The following is a 1,938-nucleotide window of genomic DNA, read 5'->3' on the forward strand; positions in this document are numbered from 1 at the left end:
GGATCACTCTTCCTGCTGGCGTAATGCTCGGCGCTGCTCGCGCGGCCGAGCCAGTAGCCCGCGGCCTTCTCGGCCTTCACGGCCGCTGTCATGGCGGAGTGCATGCGTTCCTGGGTCTTGCGCGCACCGCGCTCGCTATGATGACCGACAAGGATCGGCTGGCCCATATAGAAGGCCTGCGACAGTTCGTCCGCGCGGCGCGCAAAGGCGTTGGCTTGGGCGTGGCGCTTGTCTGCAAGGCCCTCGAGCCGTTCGGCCTTCATCGCGGCGCGCTCGGCCAGGGTCATCTCTTCCGCCTCGATCTCGCCAGCCAGTTCGATGGCCAGGTCCTCGCGTTGCGGCGTCCACCTGGGCGCGACGAACAGCTCCTGTTTCGGAGCCCATTTGAACCCGGCCTCCTTGACCTGTGCATAGGTCTCGGCATCAAGGCGCGATGATGCGTAAATGCGGATCTTGTTGTCCTCGGGGCTGTAGGTTGCGGTAAAGCTGGTCATCGATCGTTTTTTCGAGCGGTCCGCGATCATCAGGTTTCGGGGCAAGGCGGTGCATCTGCGCTCCCCGGAATCACGAAGCCCGGCGCGATGGCCGGGCTTCGTGGAAAACGGGGAATGTTGGTGTCGGATGGGCTATTCGCGCAGGTCTCCTGCGGCTATGTCGCCAATCCAGCTCGAGGCTTCCTCAAAATCAGCGTCGTCGTCTTCGACCAACGCGGCGAGCGCGACCGCCCCGGTGCGGCCGAGCTGGCCGAGGCGCTGAATGGCTGCGTAGAGGATGGGCGCGAGTTGCTCGGCGGTCGCGGTATCGATGTCGGTAGTCGTCATGCAGATGCTCCTTGTGGAAATGGTGGGTGGCAAGGGATGGCCCGCGGCGCGGGCGGCACGACCGGCGCGCCCAACCATTCGCGCCAGGATTTCGGGATGGGCAGCTTCAGGCGCCTTTTCAGGCGAATTCGACGACGACCTCATTCACCGCGGGTTTCCGGCGTTTCGAGCAGCACGACAGCGATCGACGGCTTTTCGGAAGTATCGGCCTTGCGGCTGTCGTAGCGGTGAATCCCCTTCTCCGCGATCGTCAGCATATCGAACACCGGCACCGGCGATCCGTCGCCTCCGGGTACGGTCATCGCCGAATCTCGATATTGGATGTCGATGAAGCGCGGCGGCCCGCCTGTGTGGTATGGCCCGAAATAGAAGGTGACGCGCAGCCCCTCGCTGGTTTTCGCGCTGATGGTGAAGCCGCCGTCCGGAATATCGACCGGCAAGGTCGGAACATGGTTGAAGGTCGCGAAGCCGATGCTTTCCGCATCGGCACGGGTCATGATCGGCAGTTGCGACATGCTCGTCGACGAAGATGGTTTGTCCATGGAATATGGCCTTTCGGAACGGGTGAATACACCGGCTCACCGCCGGGATGATGAGCGCAGAAATCGGCCGGGACCCGGCAGTCGTGCAGACGGTATCCCCAACCGCGGCTAGGAACGCCGAAGCGCTTTCTCGTCTGGCGTCTCGATATGGACATAGCGCCTGCCGCCGCTGCGGCGTTTGCGAATGCGTCCGTCCACGAACGCATCGGCCCATCGTTGCGCTTCGGCCGCACGAGCGCCGCCAGCGCATTCATCGGCCTGCTCGAAGAGCGCATAGGCAAGGGCATATTGTTCGCGCTCCGGAAGGGAGAGCAATATTGTGGCGATCGGCAAGGCGCTCTCGTAGAACTCGAGCACGCGGCAACCCAGACCGCTGTGCATCAGGATAGCAATGCGACCCCTGCTTCCGATACCTGTCGGTCGCGCTATCTGCACATCATGCGATGCATAGGTGATCGAGACGCGGGAGGTTTCGGCTTCACCGCGATGGAAGACGCGATCGTCGCGATGGGCAAGCGGGTGCGCGAGAACCTCATAGCCGTCGAAGTTCTCGACCTTGCGAATGTAGTTATGTC

Annotated in this window: 4 protein-coding genes; all 4 read right to left on the minus strand. The window is 62.8% G+C overall.

What is annotated here, in order from left to right; genetic code table 11:
• Positions 1–524, minus strand: a 524-nt coding sequence (locus VMR39_RS18150; protein ID WP_325417665.1) for a DUF3560 domain-containing protein, incomplete at its 3' end; no start/stop codon positions are given.
• Positions 525–626: 102 nt separating this feature from the next.
• Positions 627–821: a hypothetical protein gene (locus VMR39_RS18155; RefSeq protein ID WP_021688178.1), complete on the minus strand. Its 195-nt coding sequence runs from the start codon at positions 819–821 to the stop codon at positions 627–629.
• Positions 822–961: 140 nt separating this feature from the next.
• Positions 962–1,363: a hypothetical protein gene (locus VMR39_RS18160; protein ID WP_021688179.1), complete on the minus strand. Its 402-nt coding sequence runs from the start codon at positions 1,361–1,363 to the stop codon at positions 962–964.
• Between the two features lie 108 nt (positions 1,364–1,471).
• A partial coding sequence (locus VMR39_RS18165; protein ID WP_325417668.1) for a hypothetical protein occupies positions 1,472–1,938 on the minus strand: 467 nt, incomplete at its 5' end.

The organism is Sphingobium sp. (genome assembly GCF_035511395.1).
Lineage (GTDB): Bacteria > Pseudomonadota > Alphaproteobacteria > Sphingomonadales > Sphingomonadaceae > Sphingobium.

Excerpts from the sequence above, each read along its gene's own strand:
- VMR39_RS18155 (WP_021688178.1), bottom strand. The coding sequence starts at position 821 with ATGACGACTACCGACATCGATACCGCGACCGCCGAGCAACTCGCGCCC.
- VMR39_RS18160 (WP_021688179.1), bottom strand. The coding sequence starts at position 1,363 with ATGGACAAACCATCTTCGTCGACGAGCATGTCGCAACTGCCGATCATG.